We start from the raw sequence: 19,177 nt of genomic DNA, 5'->3' as shown, positions 1-19,177 counted from the left end.
CCCGCCCGCGCGGTCGGGTGCCCGCACGCGCGCACTCCGCGCCGCACCACTGACGGGTATCGGCTTGCCCCGCCGCCGGTAATAATTCCGCCCCCGCGGCCATCACCGCGCGCGCCCCCGGGCAGTGCGTCACTGAGGTCGATCGATCGGGGGAGACATGCTCGACTACCTGGTAGAGCACTGGTGGGTCCTCACCGTCCGCGGCGCGGCCGCGATCGTCTTCGGGCTCGTCGCGGTCCTGTGGCCCGGGATCACGGCGATCGCGCTGGCGACGGTCTTCGGCGTCTACGCCCTCGTCGACGGCGTCTTCGCGGGCTGGGCGGCCCTGCGCGCCAAGGAGGGCGACCGGCCGCCGCTGGTCTGGGAGGCGATCCTGGGCGTGGTCGTGGGCCTGGTCATCCTGGCGTGGCCGCTGGCCACCGTGCTCGTCCTGGCGATCCTGCTGGGCTTGTGGGCGATCATCACCGGCGTGTTCGAGATCCTCACCGCCTACCGGCTGCGCCGCGAGATCCACGGCGAGTGGCTCTACATCTTCAGCGGCGCCCTCTCGGTCGCCTTCGGCCTGGTGATCTGGATCGTACCCTTCGGCGGGGCGGTCGCGATGTCCTTCGCCATCGGCGCCTACGCCATCGTCTTCGGCGCGGCGCTCATCGGCCTGAGCCTGCGGATGCGCCGCATGGGCCTGGACGACTCCGGCGGCACGCTGCGCAGCGGTCCCGCACAGGAGGGGCCGCAGACCGGCGGTGCGGCCTGAGTCGGCCGCGCCTGCACCCGCGGTCGCAGCCGCAATTCCCTCCCGAGGCGGATGCGGGCGCACGCCCGCGTACCTCACTCTGAACGTGCGGCCCCCTGAAGGCGGCCGCGGTCCGAGGGAGGGACGGTGCGATGCCCGGACGCATGGGGCGCCCGCGGCGCGGGCGGGGAGCCGCCCGGTGATCCGGCGGGCGCGGGCCGTGCTGCGCGCCCTCCGGCCGAGGCGCCCGCGCGGCCGCACCGCGGCCGGGCCGCCCGCCGGCGCCGCCTCCACAGCGGGCCCTGACGCGGCGGTCTCCCGCGGGGCCATCCTGTCGATCGGTCCGCTGCGCATTCCCGAGGCGGTCGTCGACCTGCTGCTCGCCGCCGGCGTGGCCGTGCTCCAGCTGGCCGTGGCCTCCGGTCAGGACGGCGTCGAACCGGGCCTGGCGGTCCTGCTCGCGGGCGCCGCGGCGATGGCCCTGCTGACCCGGTTCCCGCACACCGCGGCGGTCGGGATGGGCCTCAGCGTCCTCGGCTACTACATGACCGCCGCCGCCGACATCTGGGTCGCCTGGGTGGGCCTGGTGGTCGCGGTGGTGCGGTTGGGCGCGCTCGGCGAACGAAGCGCCGCTCTGGCCGCGGTAGGCGCGGTGCTGGCGGTCTCCGGTGTCGTGGAAGTACTCGACTTCCAGATCTCGCGCGCGCTGTCGGTGCTTTCCTGGGCATTGGTCGTGCTGCTGGTCGGCGAGATCGCCCGCAGCCAGCGCGCCTACGTGCGCGAGGCGCAGCAGCGCGCCGCCGAGGCCGAGCGCACCCGCGAGGAGGAGGCCCGCCGCCGCGCCGTCGAGGAGCGGCTGCGCATCGCCCGCGAGGTGCACGACGTGGTCGCCCACAGCATCTCCCTGATCAACGTGCAGGCCGGTGCGGCCGCCCACCGCCGAGACGACCCCGACGGCGCCTACGCGGCCCTGAACCACATCAAGGAGGCCAGCCGCGACACCCTGCGCGAGCTGCGCTCGACGCTGGGGGTGCTGCGCCGGATCGACGACGACGGCGCGCCGACCGCGCCGGTGCCGTCGCTGGCGCGCGTGGGCGACCTCGCCGAGCAGACGACGGCCGCCGGACTGCCGGTGCGCCTGGAGGTCACGGGAACCGCGGCGCAGCTGCCCGCAGCGGTGGACCTGGCCGCCTACCGCATCGTCCAGGAGTCCCTCACCAACGCGCTGCGGCACTCCGGCGCCGGGGGCGCCGACGTGTGCGTCGACTACGGCGGGATCGAGCTGCGGGTCCTGGTGGCCGACGACGGCGGCGGCGCGGTACCGGGATCGGAACCGCAGGGCAACGGGCTGCGCGGGATGCGCGAGCGCGCCGCCGCGGTGGGCGGCACGTGCAGCGCGGGCCCTCGCGGCGACGGGCCCGGCTTCGCCGTCCGCGCAGCCCTCCCGCTGCCCGCACCGGGCGGTAGCGCTGCCGCGCCCCCCGGCGGAGGTGCTGCCAGGCCTCTTGGCCCCGATACCGGCTGAGGCCACGCGCGGCCTCCCCGGCGGCCCCTCGGGCTGGTAGGAAAGGGGCAGCGGCCTGGTCCGGGCCGCGGCGACAGGGAGGCGGGGCACGCATGGCCACGGTGGTGCTCGCCGACGACCAGACGCTCGTGCGCGCCGGTTTCCGCTCCATGCTCGAAGGAGAGGACGACATCTCGGTCGCCGCCGAGGCCGGCGACGGCGAGGAGGCGGTGCGCGCCGCCCGCTCGGAGCGGCCCGACGTCGTCCTGATGGACATCCGCATGCCGGGTACCGACGGGCTGGAGGCCACGCGGCGCATCGCCGCCGACGACGCCCTGCGCGGCGTGAAGGTCGTCATCCTGACCACGTTCGACCTCGACGAGTACGTCTACGGCGCCCTCAAGGCCGGCGCCAGCGGCTTCCTGGTCAAGGACACCGAGCCCGCCGAGCTCATCCGCGGAGTGCGCGTCGTCGCCCGTGGGGACGCGCTCCTGGCGCCCTCGGTCACCCGCCGACTCATCGGCGAGTTCGCCGGGCGGATCAAGGAGCCGCCGCCGGCGCCGCGGCTGAACTCGCTCACCGACCGCGAGCGCGAGGTGATGGCCGCGGTCGCCGAGGGCCTGTCCAACGAGGAGCTGGCCCGCCGGCTCACGCTCAGCCCTGCGACCGCCAAGACCCACGTGAGCCGGGTGCTGACCAAGCTGGGCGCGCGCGACCGGGCCCAGCTCGTCGTCATCGCCTATGAGACCGGCATGGCGCGTCCCGGCTGGCTCGCCTGAGCTGAGCTGCCGTGAACATCACCATCGATCTTGTAGCTATCGTGATGGAAAACGATTTCCATTTGCGATAGCTACAAGATCAACGGGATTGGGGCATGGCCGCCGCGTCACCCAGTCGTTACCGGCCGGATACGGTCGCCGGTGCCGCGTTCGCTTGTGGAGATCCGGCAACGGGGTAAGACTCGGAGGCGACGTGCCTCATGCTGCGCGAGCCCCGGCCCCAGCGTGCCTGCCGATCACGTCGGCGCGGGGTGCTGCTGTGCCCACAGAGGAACGGGAGCGTGCCGATGAACGAGTGCGCCGAACCCGACTGCACCGGTGCGGTCGACGACGGCTACTGCGACGAGTGCGGCATGGCGCCGTCCGCCCGCGCGGCGGCCGTCCCCGCTCCGCGGGCGGCGGCCGGCACCGCCGCCGCGGCGCCGCCCTCCGCGTCGGCGCCGTCCCGCCCGCCCGCACCGCCGGAGGCGGGCGGACGCGCCGAGGGGGCGGCAGGGGACGGCCGGCGCCCGAACACCGGCGGCCCGGCCGCCGCACCGGCCCCGCCGTCGGGGCGTTCACCGAGCCTGCGCGAGGCCCGCCTGTCCGGATCCTCCGGCGTTGCGGGCCAGGGTGCGTACTCGGGCGGCGACCCGGTCGCCGGCACGCCGAGCCACCCGGGCGCGCCCTCCTCGCGCGGCCTGCTCGGCCTGGGCATGGTCGAGGTGCCGCCCGTGCCCTACCGCGATCCCGCCGGCGCCGTTCTGAGCAACCCGCTGGTCGCCGAGCGGAGCCGGGTATGCGGCCACTGCGGCGCAAGCGTGGGCCGCTCCCGCGAGGGCCGCTCCGGCCGTACCGAGGGGTACTGCCCCTCCTGCCGCACCGAGTTCTCCTTCACGCCCAAGCTCGCGCCCGGCGACGTCGTGGCCGGGCAGTACGAGGTGCTGGGCTGCCTGGCCCACGGCGGGCTCGGCTGGATCTACCTCGCCCGCGACCACAACGTCGACGACCGGTGGGTGGTGCTCAAGGGCCTGCTCAACGTCGGCGACGCCGAGGCGCACAAGACCGCGGCCGCCGAGCGCGGCGTGCTCGCCGAGGTCGAGCACCCCAACGTGGTCAAGATCTACAACTTCGTGCAGCATCCCGACCCGCGCACCGGGGTGCCCGCCGGCCACATCGTCATGGAATACGTCGGCGGGCAGTCGCTGTGGGACCTGCGGATGGACCACCTGTCGCGAGACCCCGGCGCCGACGGCCTGCCGGTGGACCGGGTGATCGCCTACGGGCTCGAAGCGCTGCGCGCCCTGGGCCACCTGCACAGCAAAGGGCTGCTCTACTGCGACTTCAAGCCCGACAACGTCATCCAGAGCGAGGAGCAGATCAAGATCATCGACCTGGGCGCGGTGCGGCGCATCGACGACCTGGTCACCCCCGTCTACACCACAGTGGGCTACCGCGTGCCCGAGCGGGAGCTGCGCGAGATCGGCCCCTCGATCGGCTCCGACCTGTACTCGGTGGCGCGCTGCCTGGCCGTGCTCAGCTTCCGGTTCGACTACGGGGGCGCCTACCGCGACGACCTGCCGGACGCCGCATCGGTGCCGGTACTGCGGCGCCACCCCTCATACGACCGGCTGCTGCGCCGCGCCTTGCAGCCCGAACCCCAACTGCGCTTCTCCGACGCCGCCGAGATGGCCGAGCAGCTCACCGGCGTGCTGCGCGAGGTGCTGTCCGAAATGCACGGCCGCCCGCACCCGGCCCAGTCGAACCTGTTCGGCGCCGAGCACCCGCTGTTCACCTCGGGAAACCTGGTGCGGGTCATCGACGAGACCGACCGGCTGCTGGGCCCACCCGACCCGGAAGGCGTCGCGGCCGCGCTGCCGCTGCCGCTCGTCGACCCCGCCGACGAGGCCGCCGCGGAGCTGTCCGGGCTCGCGGCGCTGCCCGACGAGGACCTGGTCGCCGCACTGGAGGGCGACGCCGGCCCCACTCCCGAGACCCGACTCCTGCTGGCACGCGCCCTGATCGGGGTGGGCCGCCGCGAGGAGGCCGCCCGCCAGTTGCAGGAGTTCGGCGCCTGCTCGCCAGGCGACTGGCGGCCGTTCTGGTACTGGGCGGTCATGGCGCTGGGCGCGCGCGACTGCTGCGACGCCCGCGAGCGCTTCGAGGAGCTGTTCGACCACCTTCCCGGCGAGGCGGCGCCCAAGCTCGGCCTGGCCGGCGCTTGCGAGCTCACCGGCGGGCTCGACGAGGCCGAGCAGCTCTACCGCACCGTGTGGCTGACCGACCGCTCCTTCGTCACCGCGGGGTTCGGCCTGGCCCGCATCCGCCTGGCCCGCGGCGACCCCGCCGGTGCGGTGCAGGTGCTGGACATGGTGCCGGAACTGTCCAGCGTCTACATCGCCGCGCAGATGGCTGCCGTGAGTGCGCTGGTGACCGACCGCGAGCCGGCCTCGCTGTCGGAGGCGGTCTTCCTGGACGCCGTCGCGCGGCTGCGCCGCCTCGGTCTGCGCGGCGAGGCCCGCGACCGCCTCAATGCGCGGGTGCTGCGTACCGCACTCGACTGGGTGCTGGCCGGATACGGTCCCGAGTCGCCGCGCGCGCGGCTGCTGGGCGCTCCGCTGACCGAGGGAGGGCTGCGCGCGAACCTGGAGCGCAGCTATCGCGAGCGGGCGCGCATCACCTCCGATCCGGCGCGCCGGCGCGTGCTCGTCGACCGCGCCAACGCCGTGCGGCCGCGGACGCTGCTGTGACCGCCCGCCGCGCATCCGCGTTACCCCCACCGCCCGGTGCGGGTATGTGCTCTGAGGGGGGCGCGCGTTCCGAGGGGACGCGGTCCGGGGGTGTACCGCCGCGCGGCGATCGCGGACGGCCGGAGCCGACGGCCGGCGCCCCTGCCGCGCGCCTTCGGCGGCCGCGTCCGCGCGGCAGAGGGGAGGCGAGGCGCAGGATGCTGAGCTGCCCGGTATGCGACGACCCGGTGTCGGCGGAAGACCGCTTCTGCGAGCACTGCGGCACCTCCCTGCTCAGCGCCGGGAGCGGGTATGGCGGCGCCCCCGGCGTCCGGGCGGCCGTGCACGCTTCGGGCGCCGGGGCCGCTCCTGCACCGGCGGCGGAGGACTCCGCCCCCTGTGCGCGCTGCGGCGCGCGGCTGGCCGCGGGTGCCTGCCCGCGGTGCGGGCTGCGCCGGCGCCCCGGCGACCACAGCGAGCTCCGGCTCGGACCGGGAACCGCCGCCGGAGTCAGCGACCGCGGGCTGCGCCACGAACGCAACGAGGACGCCATGGCCCTGCGCGCGGCCGCGCAGCCCGGCGCATCCGGACCCGAGGGCTCGGCGGTCGCCGCGGTCGTCTGCGACGGGGTGTCCTCCTCGCCGCGCCCCGAGACCGCCTCCCGCGCGGCCGCGGCGGCCGGCTCGGCCGCGCTCGGCGAGTCGCTGGAGGGCGGGGTCGGCACCGCCGAGTCGCTCAGCGCGGCACTGCAACGGGCGGGGCGCGCCGTCGCCGCGCTCGCCGACTCCGCGGTCCAGGCGCCCGCCTGCACCTTCGCCGCCGCGGCGGTGCCCCCGTCCGGACCACTGGGCGTGGCCTGGGTCGGCGACAGCCGCGCCTACTGGCTCAGCGGCGGGCCCCCGGCCGCGCCCTCGGCGCAGCTCACCCGCGACGACTCCTGGAGCGAGGCCATGGTCGCGATGTCCGTGCTCACCCCCCAGCAGGCGGCGGATGCGCCGCAGGCCCACGCCCTGATCGCGTGGCTGGGCGCCGACTACGGCGGCGCCGCCGGACGGGTCGCGTCCTTCGACCCCGGCGGAGCGGGCCGCCTTCTGCTGTGCAGCGACGGGCTGTGGAACCACCTGCCCGACCCCGTGGACCTGGCCGCGCTCGTCCGAGGCGCCGGCCCGGACCCGCTGGCGGCCGCGCGCGCATGCGTCCGCCTGGCGCTGGAGCGCGGCGGGCACGACAACGTCACAGCCGTGGTGATCGACGTGCCCGGCCCGGCCGCTGCGGAGGGGGACGTCTGATGCCGTCGTCGAACCGCCGCGCGCGCCGCGGCCGGGTGCCGCCGGGGACCGTGCCCGGCCGCCTCCGCGCCCCGGCGCGCGCCCGGAAAGGCGGGGCGCCGTGATCGGGCCGGGCGCGGAAGGAGCGCCGGAGTTCTCCCTACGCGTCGACCGCGGCGGGCGGCTGCCGCCCGGAGGCGCCGACGTGCACGCCGTCGTGCACGTCACCTGCCGCCCGGCCGTCTCGGACGCCGCCCGCGCGCCCGCGGCCGAGGTCGTCGTGATCGACACCTCCGAAGCGATGCGGGGCGCGAGGCTGACCGCCGCCAAGCAGGCCGTGTGCGCCGCCGTCGACGAGCTGGGCGAGGGGGTCGCCTTCGCCGTCGTGGCGGGTTCCACCACCGCGCGCAACGTCTACCCCGGGCACGGCCGCCTCGCCGCGGCCTCCGCCCGCACCCGGGCCGAGGCGCACGCCGCCGTCGGCGCGCTCACCGCCGGGGGCGACGCGCGCATCGGGACCTGGCTGCACACGGTCGGCGACCTGTTCGCGCCGCTGGCCGCCGGAACTCTCAAGCACGCGGTCCTGCTCACCGGAGGCCGCGACGGTGCGGATCCGGCCGCGTTCGACCCGGTTCTGCGCGCGCAGGAGGGCCGGTTCGTCTGCGACTGCCGGTGTGTGGGCGCCGGTCCGGACTCCGCCGCGCCGCACCGGGTCGCCGACGCCATGCTCGGCACCTTCGGTGTGGTCGAACCGGGGCGGCTGGCCGACGACGTCCGCGCGGCGGTCCGCGCCGCCGCCGGAAAGGCCGTCGCCGACGTCGCACTGCGGTTGTGGACGCCCCGCGGAGCCGACGCGGCTGCGCTGGTCCAGGTCTCGCCCGGCGTCCGCGACCTCACGCCGCGCCGCGCGGACGCCGGCGCGCTGACCGGCGACTATCCCACCGGGTCCTGGGGAGCCGAGACCCGCACCTTCCACCTGCACGTCCGAGTGCCGCCCGCGCAGGCGGGGCGGCGGATGCGCGCCGCCCGCGTGCGGACCGCGTGCGCCGGCTCCGATCCGGCGGACGGTCCCCGCGGCGACGTCGTCGTGGAATGGGCGGAGGACCTCGGACCGGCCGCGCCCGCCGACGGGTTCGCCGCCCGCAGCACCGGAACAAGCGAGCTGTCGCGCGCCATGCAGGAGGGACTGCGCGCGCGGCGCGACGGAGACACCGATACGGCCACCGCCCGGTTGGGGCGTGCGGTGGCCCTGGCCCACGCCTCGGACGACGAGGCCGCCGCCGCACTGCTGGACAGGGTGGTCGAGGCCGTCGACCCGGCCGCGGGAACCGTCCGGCTGCGCCCGGCGGTAGCCCGCGCCGACGAGGCGGAGCCCGAGAACCGCTCGACCACGACCATGCGCACACGTGCGGGCGACCGCGAACCGGGGGCCGTGTGAGAGCAAGAAGGGGCCGACCATGCCGACGTGTCCGGCCGGACACCTCTCAGCCGCCACCGCCTACTGCCACGTGTGCGGACTGCCGAATTCCGTACCGGTGAGCGGTCCAACAGCCGCCGATCCCGCGGGCGCGACCGCCGATCCGTCCGACTCCGCCTGTCCCGACTGCGCCGCCGAGCGCGCCGGCCGCTTCTGCGAGGACTGCGGCCACGACTTCGCCGCGGCCGACCGCACTGAGGCCTCGCCGCTGCCGCTGTCGCACGTCCCGCACGCCCGCTCCGCCGCGCACTCCGGCGCACCGGCCGAGCGGCGCCCCGGCGGCGCCGCACCGCAGCAGGACACCTGGTGGGCCATCGTCTGCGCCGACCCCGCCTACTACCACGCCATGGCCGACCTGGGGGTGCTCGATCCCGCCGCCATCGCGTTTCCCGCGGGCGCGCCGCAGCGCCGGGTTCCGCTGAACAGGAAGCGGGTCCGGATCGGGCGGCGCAGCCTCCGGCTGGGCGTCCACCCCGAGATCGACCTGGCCGGGCCGCCGGAGGACCCGGCCGTGTCCCACACCCACGCCGCCCTGCTCGCCCGTCCCGGCGGGAGCTGGGTGCTGGTCGACGAAGGCTCCACGAACGGGACCACCCTCAACGGGACCGACGAGCCCGTCCCGCACGACACGGAGGTGCCGCTCCATGAGGCCGACCGGATCTACGTCGGCGCCTGGACCGCGATCACGCTGCACCGCCAGCGGGGGTGAGAGGTGGTGAAGCGCAGCGTCGAGCCTCCGGAGATCGCCGACAGGCTCGCCCTCCGGGCCGCGGAGCGGGCGCGCTCGCGCATCGGCCTGCCCGCGTGGGCGGGCCGGCCCGGCACCCGCGGCCGGGTGTGGCTGCTCAGCGCGCTGTGCCTGGTGCTGACGGGCGTGCTGTTCGCGGCCACCTGGTCGGGGATCGCCCGCGCACGCCAGGGCCTGGACGTCATCGGCAGCGGCGAGGGTCCCAAGGTGGTTGCGACCGCCGATCTGTACTTCGCGCTGAGCGACATGGACGCCCAGATGGCCAACGTCCTGCTGATGGGCGCCGACCACTGGCTGGGCGACGGGCGCGCGGCCGCCCTGGTCCGCTACGAGCAGCGCCGCTCGGACGCCAGCGAGGCGCTGCTGCACGCCGCCCAGCTCGCCGAGGGCGACCGGACCGAGGAGCAGAACGTCCGCGCGGTCATGGAGGGGATGAACCGCTACGAGCACCTGGTCGCCCAGGCCCAGCTCATCAGCGACGAGGCCGGCCGCCCCGCGGGCTCGCCGCCGGAGGAGGTCGTCCGGCTCTACCGGGAGGCCGGCGAACTGATGCGCCGCGACCTGCTGCCCAAGGCCTACAACCTCACCCTCGACAGCGGCGCCACCGTGCGCAGCACCTACCAGGAGAACAGCTCCGCGTCGTCGGTGGGCATCGCGCTGGTCGCGGCCGCCGCGACCGCGCTGCTCGCGTCGCTGGTCGCTCTCCAGCTCTTCCTGCGCCGGCGGTTCCGGCGCCGCTACAACCTCCCGCTCGCGGTGGCGACCGCGGGTGTGCTCGTGCTGGGACTCGCCGCGATCGGCATGCTGGAGCAGCAGGCCTCGTACTTGCGCAGCGCCAAGGTCGACGGTCTCGACTCGGTGCTGTCGCTGTCGCGGGCGCGTGCGATCAGCACCGGCATGAACGCCGACCAGAGCCGGTGGCTGATGGACCCCGGCCGCGCCGTCACCTACGAGCAGAACTTCCTGGAGGACGCGCGGATGGTGGTGCTGCTGGTGCCCGAGGGCTCCGATCCGCCGGGCGACCTGGAGGGCTACACCGCCGAGGTGGCCGAGGCCGCGCCCGACCACACCGCCTACGACGGCCGGATGCTCGGCCTGCTCGGCGGGGAGATCCGCTCCGGCGGGGTGGAGGGACGCGAGGAGGTCCAGCGGCGCGCACTGCGGGACTACAGCGCCTTCCTCAGCGCGGACCAGCGGATGCGCTCCCTGGCCGAGGACGGGCGGATCGCCGCGGCCGTGGACGCCCACATGTCGGGTGAGGAGTCCGCCGACGACTACTTCGACCGCTACGAGCGGTCGCTGGTGCAGCTCACCGCGCTGCACATCAACACGTTCGACACCGCCGTAGCCGAGGCACGGGCGGGTCTGCGCGGCTGGGACGCGGCCGTGCTGGGCGCCTGCCTGGGATTCGCCGCCCTGGTGGTGCTGGGGGTGCGTCCCCGCCTCGCGGAGTACCGCTAGCCGCGCACGGTACGGCCGAGCAGGAGAGGAGGCGAGAGCCGATGGGACTGCGCCGCCTGGCGCCCGCCGTCGCCGCCGCCGTACTGCTGTTCGCCGTCGGGGCGTGTACCGACGCGGTGGGCCGGTCCGCCTCGATCGTGGACGCCGCACGGCTGCGCATCGGAGTCAAGGACGATCAGCCCGGCCTGGGTATGCGCGCCGACGACGGCGCCATCAAGGGCTTCGACGTGGACGTGGCCCTCTACATCGCCGGCGAGCTGGGACTGACGCCCGAGGACGTGGAGTTCGTGGGAGTGACCTCCGAGGAGCGCGAGCGCGCGCTCGTGAGCGGCGAGGTCGACCTGGTGCTGGCCACCTACTCCATCACCCAGCTGCGAAAGACCGTCGTCACGTTCGGCGGCCCCTACTACGTGGCGCACCAGGACATCCTGGTCAGCGCCGGCGACACCTCGATCACCGGAGTGGCCGACCTGGAGGGCCGGCGGCTGTGCCAGGGCGCCGGGTCCAACTCCGCCAGCCGGGTGATCGAGGAGCGCGGCATCGACGCCGTGAGCGTGGAGCGCCCGACCTACAGCGACTGCATCGGCCTGCTCGCCGAGGGCGAGGTGGACGCGGTCTCGACGGACGACCTGATCCTGGCGGGCTACCTGGAGAACAGGCCGTCAGCCTTCCACCTGGTCAACGCCCCGTTCACGAACGAGAAGTACGGGGTGGGCGTCGCCAAGGACGACATCGCGGGTTGTGAGGAGGTCAATCGGGCCATCACCCGGATGTATCAGGACGGCACCGCGGCCTGGCTGCTGCGCAAGTGGTTCGGCGACAGCGGGCTGGACATCAATACCAGCGTTCCCCAGTTCGAGGGGTGCGGCTGAGCGCAGGCGGCGTCGTCGGGGCGCGGCCGAGGGCGGCCGCCGGAACGGGGAGACTCCGTACAATCGCCGGACCGCCGCCCGTACGAGTGAGTCACGGACCTACCGGAGCCGGCGGAGCGCGTAGCGTATCCGCCGGGGCGCGTAGCGGAACGCACGGGCCGCGGGCGGCGTCGATGAGGTGTGGACTCCGGCGGAAGGAGTGGAGCAGGGTGACGATCGTGGAGTTCCTCAACGCGCGCTTGGAGGAGGATGAGCGCGCGGCGCACGCGGCGTCACCGGGCACCGGCGGCCCCGAGCGCGCCCGCGCCGACGTCGGCGCCAAGCGCGGCATCGTGGAGGAGTACACCGCCACCTACCGCGAGTGCATGGACTCCCTGAACGAGGGTGGGCAGTCCGCCGCCGAGGAGGACGGGGCCTGGTCGGCGCTGCACGCCTGGCGCCGCGCGCTGGAGCACCTTGCGTCGGTGTACGCGGCCCACCCGGACTACGACTCCTCCTGGAAGCACTGAAGCAGGCCTCGCGGGTGCCGCAGGGGCGCCGCGAGCCGACCCGCCCGGCCCGCCGCAGCGGGTGAGCGACGACCGGCCGGAGGGACCAGGTGCCCGCGGCCGCCGGTTGCGCGCGGGGCCCCGATCGCGGCGCGGGACGGCTGGTCCGCGCCGCGCCGACGCCCCGCGGGTCAGTCGGCCGGTGCGGGCGCCCGCACCTCGGCGCCGTCCGGTTCCGGCCAGCTCCAACCCCATGCCCACAGAGCCACCCACAGCCCCGGTGCCACGAGCACCGCACCGAGGAGGAGCACGTATAACGGGTCGACCCCGCCGAGCAGCCGTGCTTGCGCCGCCGTGCCCGCCACCAGGACGAGGCTGAACACTGCGGGCAGCCGGCTGGTCCGGGCGGCCGCCGCGATCGCCGTGGCCGCTGCCGCCTGTACCGCACCCGCGAAGAGCACCGGCCAGAGCAGCGGGCCGTGCAGCAGCGCGGCGGCTTGCACCGGAGAGGCGGTCGGAGCGCCGGCGGTGACCGAACCGGCCAGAACGGCGGCGATCTGCACGAGCGCGGCCACGCGCAGCCACCACAGTGCGGAGTGCCGCCATGCGCGGTCCGCGAAGCGCCACCGGGGGCGGGCGGCGTTCCCCCGCGGCCGCTGCGGCGCGCTCCGCTCGGGCGGATCCGCCCGAGCGTGCTCGGGCGGCGCCGGAGCCGCACCGGCGGCCGCGGTCCGCGGCGGCGCAGGCCGCTGCACGGGCAGGCGCGGTGGGACGGTCCACTGCGGCGGAACGGGAGCGGCGGGCGGACGGGGCTCGGGCGGGCGCTGGACCGGGACCCGCGCCGGGCCGTCTCCGCTGGCCGCGCTCTCCCCGGATGCGCGCGGAAGGCGGTCCCGGCGCTTTGGGGGGCCGCTCCGCGGCGGGGACGCCGCTCGTGCGAGGACGGAGGCGCGGGCCGACCGCAGTCCGGCCGCCGCCGACGACAGCGCCGAGGCGGCCAGCAGCGCCGGCGCGGGAGCGGCCGCCGACAGGCCGCGCACCACCGGTGAGCACAGGCGCGCGCCTTGGGCGGCGAGTAGCGGGAAGGGGGTCCACACGGCCGCACCCGCGGCACGCGCGTCCGCGCGCCGCGCGGCCCAGCGGCCCGCGCGCCCGGCTGTATCGGCTCCCATGAGGACCGCCCCTCGTGCCGTCGGCTGTTCGCGGCCGAGTCTGCCCCTGCCGCCTGCGCCCGTCGTCGTGCCGCGGGCGGCACCGCCTCTACCGCGCGGAGAGTAGGAAGGCGCCCGCGCCTACTCCTGGACCGTGTTCCCCGGAGCCCGGCAGCGGCACACGGCCGGAACCGCGCCGACCGCGCTCGGAGACACTTCCCTGCCCGACTGTGGCACCGGTAACACACTCACCGCCAGTATCCGCCCCATGCGACGAGGTTCGGACACCGCCCGGCCGTTCCGCGGAGGGCACCGCGGCCGGCCGCACGGGCCCGCGGGGACGGCCCGCACGGCTCGCCGGCCTCCGCGCTAGAGGTCCAGTTCGTTCACAGCCAGCGTGTAGCCCTCGCTGTAGGTGGGGAACTGGAAGATCCCGTCGCGCAGCCGGTCCACACCGATCCCCTCGCGGATCGCCAGTGCGGCCGTGTGGATCCACTCGCCCGCGAGCGGGGCCACCGCCCAGGCGCCCACCAGGGTGCGGCTCGCGCGGTCGGCAACCACGCCCACACGGCCCCGGGGCGAGGTCTCGTAGGTCCAGGGACGGGCCAGCCCGGCAGTCAGGTCCACCTCCGCCGACACCGGGTCCAACCCCCGCTCGCGCGCGCCCTCCGCGGTCAGGCCCACGGCGGCGATCTCGGGGTCGGCGAAGACGACGCGCGGGACTCCGGTGTACTCGGCGGTGCGGTCGCCGCCGAGGATGTTCGCGGCGACGACGCCCCCCTGGTACTTGGCGACGTGCGTGAACAGCGCGACGCCGGTGACGTCGCCGACCGCCCACAGCCCGGGCGCCGCTCGGCAGCGCTCGTCCACCTCCAGGCCCGCGGCCGCGGTGCGCACACCCACCGCGTCCAGCTCCAAGTCCTCCAGGCGGGGCCTGCGGCCGGTGGCCAGCAGCACCACGTCGCCGACGGCCTCGGAGCCGTCGTGCAGCTCCAGCACGCTGTCGCGGCCCCTGCGGTAGGCCCTGCGCGGCTCGGCCCCCGTGCGCACGTCGATCCCGTCGCCGCGCAGCAGCTCCGCCGTCAGTTCTCCCACCCGGGGGTCCTCGCGGTCCATCAGCGACGGGCCGCGCTGCACCAGCGTCACCGAGCAGCCCACGCGGGCGAGGAACTGTCCCATCTCCACGCCGACCGCGCTGCCGCCGACGACCACGGCGCGGTCGGGGATGTCCTCCACGGTGGTGGCCTCCCGGTTGGTCCAGAGCTCGACCTCCTCAAGACCCTCGATCGGGGGGCGGGACGGCGTGGTCCCCGTCGCCACGACCACGTCGGCCGCGCTCAGCCGGTGCTCGCCGACCTCGACGACCCACGGGTCGCGTCCGACAAAGCGGGCTGTGCCCTTGAACACCGCTGCGCCCTGGGACCGGTAGCCCTCGACCTGCTTGGAGTCGTCCAGGTGGCGGATCATGGTGTCGCGGTAGGAGCGCATGCCCGGCCAGTCCGGTTCGGGCCGCTCCAGGCCCGCCGCGCGGGCCGCCCCGGCGGCGGCCTCCAGTGGGCGCAGCAGCGTCTTGGACGGGATGCAGGCCCAGTACCCGCACTCGCCGCCGATGAGCTCGCGCTCGACCACGGCGACGCGCTTACCGGCCTGGATCAGCTGCGACGCCGCGACTTCGCCTCCCGGGCCCATGCCGATGACGACGGCGTCGTACTGCTCGTCCATATAGGTGCTCCTCTGCTCGACGAATACAGCCCGTCCCGGGCACCGGCCCCGGCAGCGCCGCCCCGGGGGGGTGCGGACGTCCTTCGAATGCGCCGCGAGCCGCGCGCCGGAGGTCCCCGGTGCGCCCCGCGGTCGCTGGACTGCTACCCGCCTTCGCCCCGCAGGACGCGCGATCCGGAGTGCGTCTGCTCCCGACCCGCCGGGCGCGCCCGCGCACCGAGCGGGTCGGGCGAGAGGGCAGGATTCGGGGTAGGGGTGTGCCCCGGCGGCCCTGGCGGGCACCCGGCCCGGCGACGGCCCGCGGAGCACGACACCGAACGGACAAGCGAGGAGCGAGACCGATGACCGACACGACCGCGACCGACCGCACGCGCCCGGACCGCCTTCCCGAATGGGCGGCGCTGGGCGAGCACCGTGCGATGCTCGGGGAGGCGCACCTGCGCGACCTGTTCGCCGCCGACCCCGGACGCGGCGGCCGGTACACCGTGCGGGTGGGCGACCTGCACGTGGACTATTCCAAGAACCTCGTCACCGACGAGACCCTGCGCCTGCTGCGCGCCCTGGCGGAGGCCTCCGACGTGGCCGGGCTGCGCGACGCCATGTTCCGCGGCGAGCGGATCAACGTCACCGAGGACCGGGCGGTGCTGCACACGGCCCTGCGCGCGCCCAGCGACGCGGTCGTCCGCGTCGAGGGGGAGGACGGCGGCAACGTGGTGCCCGAGGTGCACCGCGTGCTGGAGAGGATGGCCGGGTTCGCCGAGCGGGTGCGCTCCGGGGTGTGGCGGGGGCACCGCGGCGACCCCATCAGCACGGTCGTCAACATCGGCATCGGCGGCTCCGACCTCGGGCCGGCCATGGCCTACGAGGCGCTGCTCCCCTTCACCGGTTCCGAGGCGGCGGGCGAGCGCGGCGTCGAGGTCCGCTTCGTCTCCAACGTCGACGGCGCCGACCTGCACGAGAAGCTGCGCGGCCTGGACCCGGCGACCACCCTGTTCCTCGTGTCCTCGAAGACCTTCACCACGGTGGAGACCATCACCAACGCGACGTCGGCGCGCGCGTGGCTGCTGTCCGGGATGGACGGCGACGTCGCGGCCGTCGCGCGGCACTTCGCGGCGGTCTCCACCAACGCCGGGAAGGTCGCCGAGTTCGGCATCGACACCGAGAACATGTTCGAGTTCTGGGACTGGGTGGGCGGCCGCTACTCGGTGGACTCGGCGATCGGGCTGTCGCTCATGGTGGCGATCGGCCCGGAGCGCTTCCGCGAGATGCTGGAGGGGTTCCGGGTCGTCGACGACCACTTCCGCACGGCGCCGATCGAGGCCAACGCGCCGATGCTGATGGGCCTGCTGGGCATCTGGTACGGAGCCTTCCACGGCGCGCAGTCGCACGCGGTCCTGCCCTACAGCCAGTACCTCGCCCGCTTCCCCGACTACCTGCAGCAGCTCGACATGGAGTCCAACGGAAAGTCGGTGGACCGCGCCGGCCGTCCGGTGACCTGGCCGACCGGACCCGTGGTCTGGGGCACGCCCGGCACCAACGGCCAGCACGCCTACTTCCAGCTGCTGCACCAGGGCACCAAGCTGGTACCCGCCGACCTGATCGGGTTCGCCCGGCCGGTGCCCGGCATGTCCGCCGAGCTGATCGCCCAGCACGACCTGCTCATGGCCAACATGTTCGCCCAGGGGCAGGCGCTGGCCTTCGGCAAGGGGGCCGAGGAGGTGGCGGCCGAGGGCGTGCCGCCCGAGCTGGTGCCGCACCGCACCTTCGCCGGCAACCGCCCGACCACGACCGTCCTCGCCACCGAGCTGACGCCGTCGGTGCTGGGGCAGCTCATCGCCCTCTACGAGCACAAGGTCTTCGTGCAGGGGGCCGTCTGGGACGTCAACTCCTTCGACCAGTGGGGTGTCGAACTGGGCAAGGCGCTGGCCAAGCGCATCGAGCCGGCGCTGACGGAGGGTGCCGACGTGCCGGGGCTGGACTCGTCCACGGCGGCGCTGGTGGGCCGCTACCGGTCGCTGAACGGATGACCGCTGTTGACGGGACCGTTGCGCCGCGGGCCGGGCGCGCATCGGGGATGCGGGCGGAGCACGCACGGAACAGGCCGACGGGGAAGGGGACGGCATGGGTGGATTGCTGCTGATCCGGCACGGCCGGACCGAGTGGAGCGTCTCGCGCCGGCACACCGGGCGCACCGACGTTCCGCTGACCGGCGAGGGCGAGGAGCAGGCGCGCGCCCTGCGCCCGCTGCTCGCCTCGTACCGGCTGTCGCGGGTCCTGGTCAGCCCACTGCAGCGAGCGAGCCGCACGGCGGAGCTGGCGGGCCTGGAGGACGGCGTGACCGACGCCGACCTGATGGAGTGGGACTACGGCGGCTACGAAGGCCGCACCACCGAGGAGATCCAGCGGGAGCGGCCGGGCTGGTACATCTGGCACGACGGCGTGGTGGCCGGCGACGCCGAGCACCCGGGGGAGTCCGTGGAGCACGTCGGCGACCGGGCCGACCGGGTGCTGGAGCGGCTCCGGCCCGTTCTGGACGACCCCGGAGCCGCGGACGCCGCGCTGGTCGCGCACGGACACTTCCTGCGCGTTCTGACCGCCCGCCGCCTCGGTCTACCCGCGGACCGCGGCGCACTGTTCAGGCTGGAGACCGCTGCGACGGCCCGCCTTGGAGAGGAGCACGGGCGCCCGGTGCTGACCGACTGGAACGCGGTGCCGCGGCCAGGGTGACGCGGCGCGGAGCCGGGGCCCGCTTCAGAGACCGTTGCCGCCGCTCTGTCAGCGTGCCTCCGAATCGGGTGCGCCGCCGTCCTCGTTCCAGGGAAGGCGGGCGTGCAGGCGGAAGCCGCCCGCGTCGTCGGGCCCGTGGCTGATCCTTCCGCCGACGAGGGAGACGCGTTCGGCGAGTCCGAGCAGGCCCTGCCCGCCGGCGTGCGGCCCGGCGGGGTCGCCGGGCCCCGGTCGGGCCGATCCCTCGCCCCTCTCACGCCCGTCACCGGGACGGTCCGTCGGCCCTGGTGCGGCAGCGCCGTCCTCCCCGCTGCCGCTGCCACCGGTGCCCCCGCTCCCGCCGGCGCGCCCCGCGCCCGGCGCGGTGTTGGCCACCTCCACCGACAACCCTTTCCCGGGACCGCCCCGCAGGCTGACGCGCACACGCGCGCCCGGGGCGTGGCGGCGGGCGTTGGTCAGCCCCTCCTGCACGATGCGGTAGGCGGTGCGGCCGACGGTGCCGGGGACGCGCCCCGTCACCTCGTCGTCCAGCGCCACGCGCATTCCGGCCGCAGCCGACTCCGAGACCAGGCCGCTCACGTCGGCAAGCGTCGGCTGTGGCAGCTCGCCCACGGGGGCCCGCAGCACGCCGATGACCTCGCGCAGGTCCTGAAGCGCGCGGTGCGCGCTCTCCCTGATCACCGACGCTGCGCCGGCGATCTCCGCCGCAGGCGCGTCGGGTCGGTACTCCAGCGCGCCCGCGTGCACGCTCAGCAGCGACAGCCGGTGGCCGAGCACGTCGTGCATCTCGCGCGCGATCTGCTCGCGTGCGTGCAGCTGCGCCTGCTCGGTGCGCAGCCGCGCCTCGGTCTCGGCCCGCGCCGCCCGCTCGCGCAGGGACAGCACCAACTGGCGCCGGTGGCGGACCACTGCGCCCCAGCCCAGCACCGCCACGACCAGGACCGACGTGAAGACGGTGATCCACTGCAGCTCGCCGTCTTCCGGCAGGCGGTCGGCGGGGACGACGTTGACGAACAGCAGGAAGTAGGCGATCTGCCCCGCCACGGTCGCTGTGCCGCACAGGGCGGCCGTGCGCGCGGAGCGGTGGACCGCGACGGTGAAAAGGGCGACGAATTGGGCGCCGTCGGCGAGCGCGGCATAGGCCGACAGCGGGATCAGCCCGAGCACCAGGCCCACCGGCCAGCGCCGGCGCAGCCACACCGCGGCGCACGCGAACGCGCAGACGACCTGCTCGCGCAGCACAGCGGTCTCGGTGACGTCGGGATCCTCCGAGAGCGCGATCGTCCAGGCGAGCCCGTAGACCACGGCCGCCAGGAACAATCCGGTGTCGACCGCCCACTCGCGCGGCCCGCGCCTGCGGCGGGGCCCGGCGCGCTGTTCGGGCCCGCTGGCGCTCGGTGCGCCCTCCATGGCTGTCGAACCTACTCGGCGGCCGGGGAGCGTGCCACGCAGGCGGCCCGTTCGCCTACCCGCGTCGCGGCGGACGATGCTTTCGGCTGACGCGGCGCCGCCCATACGGGACTTCGGTCGCGGCCCCCG

At 75.4% G+C, this 19,177-nt stretch carries 15 protein-coding genes; 12 read left to right on the top strand and 3 right to left on the bottom strand.

From position 1 onward, the window contains the following. Nucleotides 1-157 precede the first annotated feature (157 nt). The 10 genes from RM446_RS01525 (at nucleotide 158) to RM446_RS01480 (ending at nucleotide 12,059) form a co-directional block, all read left to right on the top strand. Nucleotides 158-754 carry an HdeD family acid-resistance protein gene (locus RM446_RS01525; RefSeq protein WP_311543215.1) on the top strand — a complete coding sequence of 199 codons (597 nt, stop codon included), beginning with the start codon at nucleotides 158-160 and terminating at the stop codon, nucleotides 752-754. Nucleotides 755-932: 178 nt separating this feature from the next. Beyond that, nucleotides 933-2,258, top strand: a complete 1,326-nt coding sequence (locus RM446_RS01520) for a sensor histidine kinase (protein WP_311543214.1) — start codon at nucleotides 933-935, stop codon at nucleotides 2,256-2,258. 92 nt (nucleotides 2,259-2,350) lie between these two features. Then, entirely contained in the window at nucleotides 2,351-3,016 is a 666-nt protein-coding gene (locus RM446_RS01515) for a response regulator transcription factor (RefSeq protein ID WP_311543213.1), read from the top strand. Between the two features lie 287 nt (nucleotides 3,017-3,303). Continuing rightward, complete coding sequence (locus tag RM446_RS01510; protein ID WP_311543276.1) at nucleotides 3,304-5,745, top strand: serine/threonine-protein kinase; 2,442 nt, start codon at nucleotides 3,304-3,306, stop codon at nucleotides 5,743-5,745. Nucleotides 5,746-5,942: 197 nt separating this feature from the next. Beyond that, nucleotides 5,943-7,013 carry a protein phosphatase 2C domain-containing protein gene (locus RM446_RS01505; RefSeq protein ID WP_311543212.1) on the top strand — a complete coding sequence of 357 codons (1,071 nt, stop codon included), beginning with the start codon at nucleotides 5,943-5,945 and terminating at the stop codon, nucleotides 7,011-7,013. 100 nt (nucleotides 7,014-7,113) lie between these two features. Next, nucleotides 7,114-8,430, top strand: coding sequence for a VWA domain-containing protein (locus RM446_RS01500; RefSeq protein ID WP_311543211.1), 1,317 nt, complete (start codon nucleotides 7,114-7,116; stop codon nucleotides 8,428-8,430). Nucleotides 8,431-8,527: 97 nt separating this feature from the next. After that, complete coding sequence (locus tag RM446_RS01495) at nucleotides 8,528-9,178, top strand: FHA domain-containing protein (protein ID WP_311543210.1); 651 nt, start codon at nucleotides 8,528-8,530, stop codon at nucleotides 9,176-9,178. A gap of 6 nt (nucleotides 9,179-9,184) precedes the next feature. Beyond that, nucleotides 9,185-10,678 (top strand): hypothetical protein, encoded by a 1,494-nt coding sequence (locus RM446_RS01490; RefSeq protein WP_311543209.1) that lies wholly within the window; start codon nucleotides 9,185-9,187, stop codon nucleotides 10,676-10,678. Between the two features lie 41 nt (nucleotides 10,679-10,719). Then, nucleotides 10,720-11,550 (top strand): glutamate ABC transporter substrate-binding protein, encoded by an 831-nt coding sequence (locus tag RM446_RS01485; RefSeq protein ID WP_311543208.1) that lies wholly within the window; start codon nucleotides 10,720-10,722, stop codon nucleotides 11,548-11,550. 209 nt (nucleotides 11,551-11,759) lie between these two features. Beyond that, complete coding sequence (locus tag RM446_RS01480; RefSeq protein ID WP_311543207.1) at nucleotides 11,760-12,059, top strand: DUF6221 family protein; 300 nt, start codon at nucleotides 11,760-11,762, stop codon at nucleotides 12,057-12,059. A 170-nt stretch (nucleotides 12,060-12,229) separates the two neighbouring features. Here RM446_RS01480 and RM446_RS01475 read toward each other — a convergent pair whose 3' ends face one another. Then, entirely contained in the window at nucleotides 12,230-13,210 is a 981-nt protein-coding gene (locus RM446_RS01475) for a hypothetical protein (RefSeq protein WP_311543206.1), read from the bottom strand. 348 nt (nucleotides 13,211-13,558) lie between these two features. Continuing rightward, a complete protein-coding gene (locus tag RM446_RS01470; RefSeq protein ID WP_311543205.1) occupies nucleotides 13,559-14,911 on the bottom strand; it encodes a dihydrolipoyl dehydrogenase family protein in 1,353 nt (450 codons plus the stop codon). Between the two features lie 341 nt (nucleotides 14,912-15,252). On the opposite strand from RM446_RS01470, the gene pgi reads away from it, so the two are divergent. Then, the gene (pgi, locus tag RM446_RS01465) at nucleotides 15,253-16,938 is read left to right on the top strand and encodes a glucose-6-phosphate isomerase (RefSeq protein ID WP_311543204.1); all 1,686 of its coding nucleotides are present in this window, start codon (nucleotides 15,253-15,255) and stop codon (nucleotides 16,936-16,938) included. Nucleotides 16,939-17,032: 94 nt separating this feature from the next. Continuing rightward, nucleotides 17,033-17,638, top strand: a complete 606-nt coding sequence (locus RM446_RS01460; protein WP_311543203.1) for a histidine phosphatase family protein — start codon at nucleotides 17,033-17,035, stop codon at nucleotides 17,636-17,638. Nucleotides 17,639-17,686: 48 nt separating this feature from the next. On the opposite strand, the gene RM446_RS01455 is transcribed toward RM446_RS01460, so the two are convergent. Next, nucleotides 17,687-19,048, bottom strand: a complete 1,362-nt coding sequence (locus RM446_RS01455; protein ID WP_311543202.1) for a sensor histidine kinase — start codon at nucleotides 19,046-19,048, stop codon at nucleotides 17,687-17,689. Nucleotides 19,049-19,177 lie beyond the last annotated feature (129 nt).

The organism is Streptomonospora wellingtoniae, from assembly GCF_031845375.1.
Taxonomy (GTDB): Bacteria; Actinomycetota; Actinomycetes; order Streptosporangiales; family Streptosporangiaceae; genus Streptomonospora; species Streptomonospora wellingtoniae.
The sequence above is the reverse complement of the archived record's forward strand: the minus strand, read 5'-3'. Positions and strand labels throughout refer to the sequence as shown.